General features: G+C 60.5%; 8 protein-coding genes. All 8 read left to right on the top strand.

Annotation, left to right across the window (positions count from 1 at the left end; genetic code table 11):
* Positions 1 to 30: 30 nt before the first annotated feature.
* The 8 genes from AC5RWT_RS11305 (at position 31) to AC5RWT_RS11270 (ending at position 14,028) form a co-directional block, all read left to right on the top strand.
* The gene (locus tag AC5RWT_RS11305) at positions 31 to 1,755 is read left to right on the top strand and encodes a glycosyltransferase family protein (protein WP_494080305.1); all 1,725 of its coding nucleotides are present in this window, start codon (positions 31 to 33) and stop codon (positions 1,753 to 1,755) included.
* A gap of 13 nt (positions 1,756 to 1,768) precedes the next feature.
* Positions 1,769 to 1,960 (top strand): hypothetical protein, encoded by a 192-nt coding sequence (locus AC5RWT_RS11300; RefSeq protein ID WP_494080304.1) that lies wholly within the window; start codon positions 1,769 to 1,771, stop codon positions 1,958 to 1,960.
* Between the two features lie 2 nt (positions 1,961 to 1,962).
* Entirely contained in the window at positions 1,963 to 2,826 is an 864-nt protein-coding gene (locus AC5RWT_RS11295; RefSeq protein ID WP_494080303.1) for a hypothetical protein, read from the top strand.
* A gap of 2 nt (positions 2,827 to 2,828) precedes the next feature.
* On the top strand, positions 2,829 to 4,814 hold the full coding sequence (locus AC5RWT_RS11290; protein ID WP_494080302.1) for a glycosyltransferase family 2 protein: 1,986 nt from the start codon (positions 2,829 to 2,831) through the stop codon (positions 4,812 to 4,814).
* Complete coding sequence (locus AC5RWT_RS11285) at positions 4,811 to 7,138, top strand: glycosyltransferase family 2 protein (RefSeq protein WP_494080301.1); 2,328 nt, start codon at positions 4,811 to 4,813, stop codon at positions 7,136 to 7,138. The genes AC5RWT_RS11290 and AC5RWT_RS11285 overlap by 4 nt, the downstream gene beginning before the upstream one ends.
* On the top strand, positions 7,125 to 8,012 hold the full coding sequence (locus AC5RWT_RS11280) for an alpha/beta hydrolase (RefSeq protein ID WP_494080300.1): 888 nt from the start codon (positions 7,125 to 7,127) through the stop codon (positions 8,010 to 8,012). The genes AC5RWT_RS11285 and AC5RWT_RS11280 overlap by 14 nt, the downstream gene beginning before the upstream one ends.
* A 248-nt stretch (positions 8,013 to 8,260) precedes the next feature.
* On the top strand, positions 8,261 to 12,361 hold the full coding sequence (locus AC5RWT_RS11275) for a glycosyltransferase (RefSeq protein WP_494080299.1): 4,101 nt from the start codon (positions 8,261 to 8,263) through the stop codon (positions 12,359 to 12,361).
* A 533-nt stretch (positions 12,362 to 12,894) separates the two neighbouring features.
* Positions 12,895 to 14,028, top strand: a complete 1,134-nt coding sequence (locus tag AC5RWT_RS11270) for a hypothetical protein (RefSeq protein WP_494080298.1) — start codon at positions 12,895 to 12,897, stop codon at positions 14,026 to 14,028.
* The last annotated feature ends 2 nt before the right edge of the window (positions 14,029 to 14,030 follow it).

Here is a 14,030-nt window from a genome sequence, read left to right as displayed (position 1 = left end):
CGGGGCCGTCCCAAGATAGAACCCGCGGAATTGGGTACAGCAATTCCAACCAACACCGCAGTGCACGCCGGCGTTGTTCTGGACGAGTTCTCCCTGGCTGGATTCGAATGGGAATGGCGCTGCACGCCCTTGCGGCCCGGCCTGAGTCATACTCAAGTAGCTGAACTCGGACTGGACCTGGTGCTCATCGAGTCGGCGTGGGCCGCGAACGGCGGTGCGTGGCGTCACAAACTCTTGGGAAGCAATGGGCCGTCACCGCAAATCCGTGAGTTGATCGCGGTCGCAAAAGACTTGGATCTCCCGGTCGTCCTGTGGAACAAGGAAGATCCACCGCACTACAAGGACTTCCTGCCATTGGCCCAACTTTGCGATTACGTCTTCACCACCGACGAGAATATGGTGGCGCAATACTGCGAAGACCTGGGGCACTCCAATGTGGCATGCTTGCCGTTCGCGGCCCAGCCGAAGATTCATAATCCAGTACGGCCACGACACGGTTGGCAAGCTCGGGACGTGGCCTTCGCGGGCATGTATTTCGCCCATAAGTACCCGGAACGGCGCGAGCAGATGGATATCGTCCTTCCCGGTGCCGCTGAAGCCTGCAACGGGCGGGAATTCAGGTTCGACATCTTCTCCCGCGAGCTGGGCAAAAAGTCCGAGTACCAGTTCCCGAAGCCCTTGGACAAATTTGTCGTTGGCTCCCTGAGCTATCCGCAGATGCTCACCGCCTCCAAGGCATACAAGATCTTCCTTAATGTCAATTCAGTAGTGGGATCTGCCACCATGTGTTCGCGGCGGATCTTTGAGATGACGGCTGCAGGCGCGACCGTTGTGACCACACCAAGTCCCGCAGTAGATCACTTTTTTCCTGAAGGAGAATTGCCCGTAGTCCGCGGCAGGGAGGACGCAGCTAACGCCATCCGCGCTTTGTTGAAGAACCGCGAATACGCCGAGCGGCTCGTCCATCGTGCTCAGCGCCGAATTTGGTCGGGACATACGTACCGCCACCGGGCTGAGCAGGTCCTGCGGGCTGTTCGTCCGGAATTGGCAGCCGGAACCGACAATCCGATGGTATCCATCCTGGCCTCAAGTATCCGGCCTGGCCAGATGGACCATGTCATTGAGGGCGTTGCCTCACAGCGAGGTGTCACGGTGCAGCTGATCTATGGTGCCCATGGGTTCGCCGTAGACAATGATCTGTTCCAGCGGAAGTGCCGTAAAGCAGGAATCAAAGACGCCGTAGCCGTTCAAATTCCCGCTAATGTGACTTTGGGGGAGTGCCTGAACCTCCTAGCCGGGCGAGCTGCCGGCGACTTCGCCGCGAAGTGGGATGATGACGACCTCTATGGCCCGTGGTACCTGTTCGATCAGCTGCAGGCGCTGAACTATGCCGATGCTGACGTTGTCGGAAAAAGAGCTCATTACATGCATCTGCAAGGTCCGAATGTCACCGTGTTGCGAAATTCACAATTCGAACATCGTTACTCGCACTTTGTTGCGGGTCCATCGCTGGTTGCGCGCCTGTCCACCTTTCTTGAGCATCCATTTCCGGCAGTTAGCCGAGGCGAGGACACGTCATTCCTGCGAAGTGTTCTAGAATCGGGAGGAAGGATCTACGCCTCAGACCGATTCAACTACTGCCAAGTGCGTGCCGCAGACCACACAAAGCACACCTGGCAGGTAACGGCCAACGAGTTGCTCGCATCGTCTGCCATCAAGTTTTCCGGAAATCCCGTCGAACAGATTTTTTTGTAAGGGGTTCATTTTGGTGAACGAAACCTTTGACCTGGCCGTCATGGGGTACATCGGCCTGGAGACAGCGGCGACCGTTGCCAGCCAAGGCAAATGCGTAGTGGGCGACGAGCATGAATCTCCGGCGGTTGACGTAGTCCCAATGCTCTCTATAACCACTCCGGGCGCTGAGCTGGCCGCCATATCAGCAGCTGTTCTAGGCAAGTAGGCATGTCGATGACAGACATAGGTGTAGGGTCCAGCGTCAACGAAAAGGTACTGCAGTGGCAGCTCGAAGCTGACTTGCCAACTGCCACCATCCAACAACCCCGTCAATCCTCCAAAGGGACTTTGACGGTCGTGGTGGATGCTCGTGCCACAGACGCACGGGCTGCCGCACTAACCATCACTTCTATCTTCTCGGGCAGCGTGCAGCGCTCCTTCCTCCAGGTGCTGATGCCGGAATCCGCGGACTCGGTCTTGCTGGAGCAATGGCTAGCGTCGGAAGCTGACGTCCAATTCATCCGCGGCGTGGAAGAGATCCTTGCTGGGGATCAGTACTTGCTGGTCTGCCCCGCGGGCGTGGTGCTAGGAACCTACTCAATTGAGGCCGCCGTGGAAGCGGCAGAACAAACAGGCGCCAGCCTGCTGCGCGCACTTGTCGACGGTATGCCGGGCACCTTGGAACTCTGGAAAGCTGCGGCGCTTGGCTCTCCAGTGTCTCTGCCCGGAGCGGAGCTAGCCATCAGGAAGCAGGGCGGCGAGCGGTGGGTTTCAGGTGCCAGCCTAGGCGCCCACGCCTATGACCGCCCCGCGCCCAAACAGTTCCTCCGCAAAGGTAAGGCTGGAACCTTTGATTTGCATGTGGTGGTGAAGGACCTGAAAGATCCTACGACGCGGCTCGATTACGAGCTCCAAATGCGCAGGCTTGAAACGGAATTGGCCCGGGTCAAGCGCCACCGTTGGCAGGCCGCTACACGCGACGCCTCTCCGGGCACGGCTGCAAGGTCGCTCCACGCACTCCGGAAGGGGCCCCGGTACCTTGCATCGCGGGCTGCGGCCCGTCTCCGACATCTCCACGTGAGGATGAAATAGAGGTGGTGCTTGCTAATACCTTGGTTGGCAGCCTTGACTTCCCGCTTCCCCAGCTGGCCCGGGGTCTGAGGCTCGGTCCGAAGGCCTTTGCATGGACCTTCGAAGACATCACGGATCCGCAGAGCATTGCGTCCGCTTCGGTAACGCAACAACGATGGCACGACAATTTTGTACTCGCGGCACCTTCGGTAGCCCAGGCACGCCAGTGGCTGCCCCTGCTAACCGTGTCCGGCAAAGCTCACCGTGTCCACCTGGTGCTGCGGAATGACGGCGAAGCGCATCAGGCGCCGTCACGGCACACGGTCGCCCAATTGCGTGCCGGACTGATGGTCTCGTCGTTGGCAATGCCGGACGGATACGCCGCCATTACCGTGGCCGCGGACAAGTGGGTCGACGTCCACCGCGCGGTGGCGGCGGCGTTGATGCACGTGGAGGAAGGGCGCCCCGGTTCGGTGCTCCAGGGCCTGCGGGTAGGTATAACGGATCCGGCCCACGTGGCCTGGGCAGCCGGCGACCCCTTGGCTCAGTCGCTCTGCGCCGAACTGCTTGAACCCGCCGACGAGGACATCTTTCCGGTGGACTTTGTTGTGGCGGACAACAAGCCCGAAATCGCCTCGGTTCGAAAACCGGCCGGCTTCATCCTCCCTGCGGAGGGGCTGGCGGATTACAGCGGATGGTCCATGGCACTGCCGCCGGTGGACGTGCGCTGCGTGTCGCCGCGCGGTTTCAACCCGCATCCGGCTCGTGGCAAAGTGCATGCGGGCTTTGATCCGCGTGGTGGCGTGAGCTTCACCGACACCGATTCCTCCGCTAGCGCTGGGCATGTTGCATCACTCGGCCCGGGAGAGCCGCTCAGTGAACGCACCATTGGGGCCTTGCGCCCCTACAGTTACGTGGATGTCGCCGCGATCCTCCGCGCCGCGGACCAACGTGCCGCCGCCGTCGTAATTTCAAGCTTGGCCACGGCTGGCGTCCCGCTTCTGACAGCGGGCGACACTGCTGCCATGCGCCTGCTCGGCCCGGACCTCACTGCTGCCATTGTGGCGTTTGACGCCCAGGACACAATGCTGCTGCGCGAATCCAAGTCAATTGACATGCGCCGGCTGGCGTTGGGACTGTTCGAACCGGCCGCCCGCTGGAATCACTGGGCTGCCACGGCGGGAATGCCTTCGCATGAGCCCGAGACGATCAGCGTAGTGCTGGCCACCCGTCGGGCCGATCGCGTCCGTGAAGCGGTGCAGCAGATCGAGCGGCAGGACTGGCCCGCCGTGGAAATCGTGCTGGTGCTGCACGGCATCGATCTTCCGGATGCCGAGCTGGAGCAGCTGCGCATGGACTGCTCGCTTGATCTGGTGGTCCGCAAAGCCGGACCCGAGATGGTCTTGGGAGAGGTGCTGAACCTTGGCGTCGGAGCCGCCAGTGGGGATCTCATCGCCAAGATGGACGACGACGACTGGTACGGGCGGCACCATCTGCGGGACTTGATCCACGCACGCCGCTACTCCGGCGCGGTGCTCACCGGCAGCCAAGTCGAGTTCGTTTACCTGGAGGATCTGGACATTCTGACCAGGCGTCCCTCCGAGGGAGAGCGATACTCCGACCATGTGGCCGGCGGCACCATGTTGCTTTCCAAGCGCGACCTAGCCGACGTAGGCGGCTGGCGGCCGGTGCACCGGGCGGTGGACCGCTGCCTGCTTCAGGCCGTGGATGCCGCCGGCGGCAGCATCTACCGCAGCCACGGCCAGAACTACGTGATGCACCGGTACAGCGATGCCCCGGGCCATGGAGGGCACACATGGGCTCCGGAGACGGAGACCTTCCTCCAGAATTCCAGCGAGCAGTGGGACGGGTTTGTCCTGCCGCCGCAGATCGACGCCGAGGACATCCGCTACCGTCCCCCTGGCCGACAGACCGGGCTGTCCAGCATTTTCAGCACGCCAGCACCAGGCCTGCCAACCAGCATCCCAGCAACGGGAGGGCACATATGACGGCTCCGGCAACCAGACGTCAAGGCCGCCGCCAGCGGATGGCGCGGGTGGCCGTCCCCATGGCCGGCCTGCTGGCGCTGGCGGCCGCTGTTCTCGTGCTATTCGGGCTGATTCTTGACTCCGTGAACATGCTTCTGCTGGCAGTAATTCTGCTGGTGCTGCTGGTTGGAGCCGGCATCGCCGTCTCCTACCGCCGTCTTGCACAGATCTCGGTTTCCACCAGGGAAATTTCCCGGCAGTCCTCCCGTTATCTGCGCTCAGCCGGACTGGAACCGGATTCTCTCGCTACGTTCCCCCAGTTCGGTGCCTTGGGATGGTTTCAAGAGCACAGCCCGCTGACGACGACACAAATTCTGCAACGCCTAACCCGGATGCGGTCGATCCAGGGCCGTGACCTCCTGAGTCTGAAGGCGACCAGGGGGCGCTGGAGTTGGTCCTCGCTGGAACGCGCGCTGGAAAGTTATAGGCTCGGCGGTAACGCCCGCTTGGATGTGGAGCGGCACTTGCTGGCTGCAGCAGGACTTCCACTGGCCCAACTGGCAGACCTATGTTTTCGTCAAAGCGTTAGCCCGTTGGACCAACTCAACGCTGGCACCATGTACCAGTTGGTACTTAGGGCTCGCGGCACGGAGCTATTCGCGGGCAGCAGCCGTGCTGGTTTTCTCTTAGAGTCTCTGGCCGAGACTGGCCAGTTTTCGGAAGCCGAACGTCTGTTACCGCTCTTCGAACCCGAGGACGACCGTCAGCATGACGTGGCACTCTTTCGTGCAAACTTCCGTAACCCGTTCCGGCGCACCGACTTAAACTTCGACAAGTGGCTGGAACTTATCAACGTCGTCTACCGTGCAGAGGGTCTGGCTGAGCTGCGACTAGTTCCGGGAGAGGGGGAGCCGTTCCTTCGCTTGACCACCGTTGAGGCTCCCACCATCGACGACGGCCCGCTGGTGAGCATTCTGATGCCCGTTTACAAGCCGGACGAATACACCGACCTCGCCGTCCGCTCGGCACTGGAACAGACCTATCGGAACATCGAGGTCATTATCGTCGACGACGGCTCCGGCGAGGAATACCAGCCCCAGCTGAGCCGCTGGGCGAGTCTGGACCCCCGAGTGACCGTAGTGTCCAATCCGGTGAACTCGGGGGCGTATACCTCCCGCAACATGGCCTTTCAACGGGCCCAAGGTGAGTTCGTCACAATTTTCGATGGCGACGATTGGCAGCACCCGCAGAAGATCGAGCGCTTGGTCGCAGCCGCCGCACAGCAGACAAACCACCGGCTCGTCTCCGCACCGTGGACCCGCGTCAGTCCTGACCTGTACTTCCACTACCGTGGCTGGCGAGGCGCGTTCATTACGCCCGCCCACGTCTCCACCCTGTTCCCTACGGCCACAATTCGCGAAAAGCTTGGTTATTGGGACACGGTTCGCAAGGCCGCAGACGGCGAATTCATCCGGCGCTACCAGCTCATGGTCAATCCCGAGGACGCCTTCGAAGTAAGCCAGGCACCGCTCACGCTGTCCCTGGTCACCGACTCCAACCTTTCGGTGGAGGACTTCCGCCTCGGCTTCAGAGTCCCGGACCGGAGCGCCTACCGCGAATACTACGGTCGCTGGCACCGGCAGATCGAGGCCGGCAAGCACAATGGCTACCTGCCCTTCCCGCTACCGGAAAGGGCCTTCGCCGCCCCCGGCAAGTACCTTCCCGTCCCGGAACACAGCAGGGAAATTGACGTTCTGCTCGTCGGGGATTTCAGTTCCGGTGGGGAGGAGTCGTCGCTGCTGCTTGGTCATGTAGAGGCGTCGCGGCGTCTAGGCCTTACGGTGGGTGTGCAGCACAAATACAGTCTGGGACGCGATGCGTCCTTCGGTCCCGCGTTCACCGACCACTACCTGGAAGCCTTTCGCAGTGGAGACTTGCAGCGGGTTGAGATCACGGATGTTGTGGCAGTCAAACTGGTCCTGATCTATGATCCGACTGGATTCCAGTTCCACAGCGCACTGCTTTCTAACGTCGAGGCAGAGCAGGTGGCAATCCTTATTCAACACGCCCCCGAATCCGATACCGGGCACCATTACGAGGTGACACCGGTGGCCGAAAACGTGCGTAAGGCATTCGGCCGTCATCCGGTGTGGCTTCCACTGACGAGTGCAGTTTTTACTCGCGTTCAACCGCTGGTTCCAGAGGCAATGCTGGCTTCAAAAGGATGGAAGGAGCTCCAGTCAACGCTTGTCAACGGCGGGGACGAGTGGCCTTCCATTGATAGGATTGTCCAGTTTGCGGGTTTGCGAGAAGCACATCTTGAGGGGATCAATGCGGGCGAATAAGACGGAGTGGGACGAGCGGAATGCCGTTGCCATCCGCTACATCGACCATGCCAAGGCGATTGACCATGCCGTCGACGAGGACCTTGAATACGTCGTTTCTTCGTCGCAAGACGACGGACTCCCCATGTGTGCGCTTTATACGCCGAGCGAGTCCGAAACCTTAGTCGTTTCCTTCCACGGGTCGCTGCAGCGTTCTAAATACCAGCTTCCCCGCTTTGAGTGGCGCAAGACGCTGGGCGAGTTGGACGCAGGCAAACTGTTGATCGCCGATACGACGTTGGAGCTCAACGAGACGATGCCGCTGGGTTGGTACATCGGCACAGCCGAACAGAACTTGAGTGACGATATCGCGGCTATGATCCGCCAGATCGCGGCCGACGGAGGCTACAACCGCGTCATACTCACTGGCTCCAGCGGCGGTGGCTACGCCTCGCTGGCAGTCTCCCGCCGGCTCCCGGGAACAGCTGCAGTGTGCTTTTCCCCGCAAACCCGCGTCGGGGACTATTACAAATGGGTGTACAAAGCCCTAATCCGGGCCGCGTTCCCGGACTTCGCGTCGATTGACGCAGTCGAGGCGCAGTTCCCCGAATCAGTCAACCTCCGCCGCCTTTACGCCGAGCCGGATATCGATAACTTTGTGCGCTACGTTCAGAACTCCAACGACGCCAGGCATCTGAAAGCACATTACACGCCGTTTGCCGAGGCGAGGGGAGTCGACCCGACCACCGGCGGCGTCGATGCGTCCGGGCGCGTGCGTTTGGTGCTGGAGTCAATGCAGCAGGGCCACCAGCCGCCCTCCAGGGGACGTTTTCTTCGGCATATCAGCGACGCGCACGAAGAATTCTTCGGCTGTGCGATCGGACGTGTGGATTAGTGAAGATGTTCGTTGGGGTGAGGACACAATCCGGAGCAATCATTCTGAATACTTGCCTGGGCTCTGTATTCTTCGTTTGGTTGAGCTTGACGTGACAGATTCTACGAATTTGGTTGAGAACGATGTCGATGAGGCCTTGGGTGACTGCGCGTGAGCAGATTCCGAGTCGCACTCTCGGCCACCTCCGGCTTTGATAGCCTTTTGTGTTTCCGTCGCCACCTACGGCGCATCACTAGATTGCAGGGTTTATGAAATTCAAGATTGTCAATTACCGGGCCGATCGGATCAGCGGCTGGGTTTACGAGCCGGACGCCGATCAGGGCAATGCGGTCTTGGACGTCGTGGTCAACGGGGAAACAGTATCAGCCCTCACCTGCAACATCTTCCGAGACGAACTCCCGGACGAGGAGTTCCGCACCCGAAATGTGGGTTTTCTGGGCAACTTGCCCCCGCAGTTCTGGACAGGTGAAGAGCACGACGTCGCCCTGATCCACCGCGGGACAGGCAATGTCCTCGCACGGAAGATGATCAGTACAGAGGATTCCCGGATCGCCGGCACAGAAGGTCTTAGTGCCGATTTCATGGTCACCCCGCGGGGCCAAGTGGCCGGGTGGACAAGCGTTGAAAATCAGCCGGCCTATGCCCGGGTGACCGTGGACGGCAAGGTCATTGACCAAGCGCGAACCGACCGACGTGCCCTTCCGTGGAAGCGCGAGACGGTGAAGTTCAACGGCCCCGTCGGTTTTTTGCACGGGGCCCAGATTCCTTCCGAGTTCTTCGACGGTCAAGTACACCGCGTCCAGATTTTCGCTGGGGGAGAGCCACACGCTCCCGTGTCCGTCTTGGATCAGACACTGGAACTTGCCGCAGAGCATAGCGACACCGCAGCCCGCGAAGCTCAGCGACTCCTGCACGGTGCGCCCGACACCTCCTCCACCTGGCTCAAGCACGCCCAGACTCGACCCGAGATCCGCGTGGCGCATGTGGCATTGACGGAATGCTATGCCTCGATCACTTTGACGGGCCAGACGCAGCACCGGCGGCTGGTGCTGCGTCTGGGGGAGGCAGAGGTGATCCTCCACGCGCTCACCGAACCGCCTGAAGGTGATCACGAGGCCGAGGGGACACAGCGCTACGCCAGCGAGATCCCCCTTGAGGGACGGTTCACTGATTACATGCCACTGTTCACGCCCGGAGCCGAAGTCGGCAACACCTTTGACCTCCGCTTAGGAGATGCTACTGGCCGCAGGCCCGCGGGTCTTCCCGAGAGGATCGTTCAGGGCGCCGGCGGGGAGTTTTTGCTCTCAGAGACTGTTCTCGACGGCGGGGTCTTCACCGGGTGGGCATTCCACACAGCCGGTCTCGATTTCCCCGTGGAGGTCGTCCTGCGTGAAGTCAAGGACACAAAAGAGGCGGACATCCACCGATCCCCGGCTGTCTTGAAGAATAAGCACGCCCGGCTGCAGCATGGCATCCGCCGTGCGGGATACGCGCTGGCGCTGCCTTCCTCAGTTCTTGAGCGCCGTATGGCCCATCTGCGCCTTGTTGCGGTTCACCCGCAGGGGGAGCGGGTGCTCTGGGAGGACCGCTCCTTCTCGGCAACCGACAGTTTCTTACTAGATCAGGCGCTGCAGGCGTCATCCTCAGTTCATGCAACTAAGCTTCTGAGCAATGCAAGGCGAGCTGACCGTCGGGATTTTGTTGAATCTTTTCTAGGGACGTATAAGCAGGCCCGAGCCGATATCAGCCTGGAAGAGCTCGAAGCGGCCCTCGTCTCCCAGAAGCAGAGCGCCGGCGCCGTGCTGGAGCCTGCGCGTGGGGCGATCTGGTACTGGGTTCAGGAGCTACGCGCCAATCCAGGTCGGCTCCAGTGGTTCACCACCAACGCGATCCGCAACCGCAATGGCGGGGCCCGCGATGTCCTCGCCTACGCTGCCTCCAAAGGTCGCTATGACTTTGACCAGCTCCATGGAATTCTCGAGTCCTATCGCGCACAGCTCTTCCGAGAGCCCGCTGCCAGGATGCTGAGGGAGAAGCACTGGAAATCCGGGGTGCTCGCCATAGCTCGGTTCCTCTTCGCCGCTCCTCGAGATGAGACCGATCAGCTCGATGCTCTGACCCTGTACTCCATGCTCGAAGAATGGCACGGACTGGAGGACATCACCGGCGCCGATCGCGCCTTCTATGGAGATCTCCTACGGTGGCGCGGAGAGTTCGAGGAATCCGCCAGGGTCCTCACAGCCGAAGATCGCGATACCGAACATGACTACTCACAAAACCTCTTGGCGCTCAACGCGGTCAATCCCAACGTGACGGGCATCCCCAGCTATGCCGGCGCCTGGCTGGCCGGCTTTAATGAGCTGCTCGAAGAAGACGGCGTTGCCCCGATCTCGATGCACGGAGACGGCGTAAGCTTTTTCAACGTCAGCACGGACCTGCCCCCAGCCACTGTGGATCGGGACGCACCCCTGGTGACCGTGATCATGCCGATATACGAACCCAGCGCCGCAACCAACATTGCGGTGGATTCCCTATTGCGGCAGACCTGGCGGAAGCTCGAGATCATCATGATCGATGACTGCTCACCCGAGCAGGATGCCGACGGCTACCCCACTCCGTACCGGCAGCAGCTGCAGGACCTCGCTGCACGTGACCCCCGCATTCGTCTGGTGCTCAGTGAGGTGAACCGTGGCTCCTACTCCGTGCGCAATGAGGCTTTGGATCTCGCCACTGGCGATCTGATCACCGTCGCCGATAAGGACGACTGGCACCACCCCCAGCAGATCGAGCTGCAGGTTCGCGACTTTTTGGCAGACCCCGAACGTGTGGCGAATATGACCAATTGGGTGCGCGTGGACGAACAGCTTACTCTGGTGCTCCGTTCCGCCACGGGACGGGTGGTCTACCCCTCCATGGCCTCATTGATGTTCCGACGCGATCCAGTGCTGAAGGAGCTCGGCTACTGGGACACCGTCCGCAAATCCGGGGACTCAGAGTTCAAGAGCCGCATCGAGAACTACTACGGCATCAGCGTGGAACCGATCACCAAGGCGCCCCTGGCTTTCGCTCTCATGGACGGCGCAAACCTGACTCGTGATGACATGGGTGTGGGCTACCTCGCTCCGGAACGCCGGGCCTACCTTCGTGGCTATAAGAGTTGGCATCGCGAGATTCGGGAATCCGGCGAATCACCGTATATGCCGAAGGCACTGGAAGAGCGGCGCTTCGTCGCCCCGGCCGCTTACCTGCCAGGAGCTCGCCCGGAGGGGCCCGCCCAATATGACGTGGTCTTCGCCTCGGAGTTCGGTTTCCTCGCCGGCAACTCCACTTCGCTCTTCAACGAGATCTCGGTCTGTCTGGGCGCTGGCCTCCGGGTCGGTGTGATCCCGTTCCAGAACGGCCTAATCCCCTCGGCTTCCAAGCGGCAGTTCAGCCGCAAAATTGATGACTTGGTACTGACTGGCCAAGTGGACCGGCTGTCCCTGGACACCGCAGCTGAGACTGACCTTCTCGTTGTGCGGTGGCCCACCGCGGTTCAGGTCGTGCCGGATGTGAGAGCCGGCTTGAAGCCCAAAAAGGCAGTCATAGTCTCCAATCACCCGCCGTTTGAACCGAGCGGAGAACGGCGCAGCTATGACATCGGCGTGGTCACCCGCAATATCGAGGGACTTTTCGGCGTGCGGCCTCTATGGGCCCCGCAGAGTGAGCAGATCGGCGCCATGATCGCGCCTCTTATGCCCGCGTCAGACCTGACAAGCTTCTCGTGGAAGGGCATCATCGAGCTCAAAGAGCAGGCGGGCCACAACCGATACCGGGCGGGCCGGCCTACCATAGGGCGGCACGCGCGTGATGACGCCGCAAAGTGGCCCTCCGACCGACAGGTCTTTAAGCATGTCTACCCGGCCGACGGCCCTACGAATGTCTGCATACTCGGTGGCACCAAGGTGCCTGTGCAGAAGGGCTTCCTCTCGCGGAATCCGCCCTCTTGGGAGATCTATGCATTCAATGAGATCAGCGTGGAAGAGTACCTGTCGACGAAGATCGACTTCTTCGTTTACTTCCACAGCGACGGCTGGCTTGAGGCCTTCGGCATGGCCATCCTCGAAGCCATGAGTTACGGCGTGGTGTGTGTCCTGCCCCGCCACTTTAAACCAGTGTTCAAAGATGCAGCGGTATATGCCGACCCAGACCAGGTCAAGGATGTCGTCAACGAGCTGTGGGATGCGAACCGCTATTCAGAACAGCAGCAGCGCGCGGTCCGGTTTATCGAGCAGGAATGTACTCCGGAGGCCTATGTCAGGAGACTGCTTGGGCTCGGGGTCAACGCTCTCAAAGTGCAGGACTCCTGACCTTCGACGGCAGGCTGTTTAGGTGAACTTTGTAAGTTTCTGACCGGCGGGGAAGACTGTGATGACAGTCCAACCGACCCTGCCACTTCCATGAAGGCAGGTGCCGTGGAAATCCGCGGGAATGTTCCGCTGGGTGAGGACGCCGTAGCACGCTGGTCTTCACGGTCAGCTTAGTGCTTCGAGAGTGACGGCCGGTCCTCTCGTTAACGAGGGGGATGCAAATCCACCCCTCGAACCTATAAGGAGAAGTCAATTTGTCGTCGTCCTGGCCGTCCCACTTCGAAGCCGATGTTGTCCGGGAGGCGTTCGGTACCAGACTCGCTGGTTATACCATTGCTCTTGAGGCTTGGCGTCGAGGTCTCCAGGTCCGATTCTTCGATAGTCAACTGCGGAGATATGAGTTGTCTGACGGACTTACCCGTATCCGTTTCGACAAGTCCCGGCCATCGCTGACAACGCGTGCAGCTATTGCGATCGAGCAGAATAAGCACTCCACGAACTCCCGCCTCCATGCGGCCGGAGTCCCAGTGCCTGTGAGCTGGGTGTTGGACCCCTTTAGCACAGACGCTGAGGATGAGCTTTTGTTCCGCGCCGAAGACACCGGCTATCCGCTAGTCATCAAACCGCTCCGCGGCAGTATGGGGCGGGACGTCTTCACAAACTTGCGAACGCGTGACGACCTGCTGGAGACCTTCCGATATCTGGCCGCGCGCTGCACGAAGGGGGAAAAACTAATCCTCGAGAGTCATTTCGAGGGCGAAGACTACCGAGTACTTGTAGTGGGCGATAGAGTCGTTGCAGCTTGTTTGCGACGCCCGGCAAACGTGGTCGGTGACGGTGCCAGCACCATCCAGGAACTAATCGATCAGAAGAATTCGCTTCGGTTGGAGAACCCTTACCTTGGCAAGAAGCTGATTGAGCGCGACGGTGAGGTAGACCAGTACCTGCAGCGCCATGGTTACCGGCCGAGCGAAATTCCGGTCGCGGGTGAAGAGGTAAGGCTACGCGGAAAAGCAAACGCGAGTCAGGGTGGAGACAGCATCGACAAGACCGTTGAGCTGCCGGCCGCGGTCAAAGGTGCCGCGGTTCGGGCTGTGACAGCAGTACCCGGGCTGGCCATCGCCGGTGTAGATGTACTGTTCGACGCCAACAGAACGCCCGTTGAGGACAGCTTTCGCGTGATCGAGATGAACTCGAGACCCGAGATTGAAATCAACATGTACCCCTGGGACGGGGCAGGACAGGATGTCCCGTACCACATTCTTGACGTCTTCTTCCCGTCCTCCAAGAGGAGCGACGCTCCCCGAATTCAGAAAGTCGGGCTGAATCTGGAGCAACTCCTTGCGCCTCTGCAAGGTGCCTCGGCGGACGAAGTGATGGTGAAGAAGATTCCAGCCCACGCCTACCCAACAAGGCTGTTCTACTGGCTTCGCGAAGGTCGTGATTTTTCGGCTGCCGAAAAGAACTTAGTCCACCTCGCGGCACGCCGGGCGGGGGTGTCAGGGCGCGTCGAAACTGTGGGCGGGACAGGGCGTTTGCTCTTATTTGGTACGGAGGAAAGTACTCGAAAGTTCCTTCTCTCGGAGGGAGGGAGATTACGCATAGATGAGGATAGCGAGAGGCAGTGGGAGGGCGTAACCATTCAGGGATTTTACTTCGATTCTTGAGA

The sequence above is a fragment of the Arthrobacter sp. Dra40 genome, from assembly GCF_059091905.1.
Note: the sequence above shows the minus strand (reverse complement) of the source record. Positions and strands in the feature narration are given on the sequence as shown.

What these genes read in the sequence shown, in the direction of transcription:
- AC5RWT_RS11295 (WP_494080303.1), top strand. Translation starts at nt 1,963, where the DNA reads ATGTCGATGACAGACATAGGTGTAGGGTCCAGCGTCAACGAAAAGGTA.
- AC5RWT_RS11285 (WP_494080301.1), top strand. Translation starts at nt 4,811, where the DNA reads ATGACGGCTCCGGCAACCAGACGTCAAGGCCGCCGCCAGCGGATGGCG.
- AC5RWT_RS11280 (WP_494080300.1), top strand. Translation starts at nt 7,125, where the DNA reads ATGCGGGCGAATAAGACGGAGTGGGACGAGCGGAATGCCGTTGCCATC.
- AC5RWT_RS11275 (WP_494080299.1), top strand. Translation starts at nt 8,261, where the DNA reads ATGAAATTCAAGATTGTCAATTACCGGGCCGATCGGATCAGCGGCTGG.